The following is a 238-nucleotide window of genomic DNA, read 5'->3' as shown; positions in this document are numbered from 1 at the left end:
CCGCTGCAGCTCAAGGGCTTCAAGACGAAGTACCCGGAGACGAAGCTGATCAATATGTACGGCATTACCGAGACGACTGTTCACGTTACATATAAGGAAATAACGTGGGTCGAAATGGAGGCGGCGAAGAGTAATATCGGCAAGCCGATCCCGACGCTGAAGGTGTACGTCCTGGATGAAAACCGCCGCCCTGTGCCGATCGGCGTAGCGGGCGAAATGTACGTGGCCGGGGAAGGCC

At 56.3% G+C, this 238-nt stretch carries 1 protein-coding gene; it reads left to right on the top strand.

What is annotated here, in order from left to right; genetic code table 11:
• Positions 1–238: AMP-binding protein (locus G9G53_RS26065; protein ID WP_165150921.1), on the top strand; the 238-nt coding region annotated here is incomplete at both ends.

It is taken from the genome of Paenibacillus sp. EKM206P (genome assembly GCF_011066155.1).
Taxonomy (GTDB): domain Bacteria; phylum Bacillota; class Bacilli; order Paenibacillales; family Paenibacillaceae; genus Paenibacillus; species Paenibacillus polymyxa_D.
This window is presented reverse-complemented; position numbering and strand designations above follow the sequence as displayed.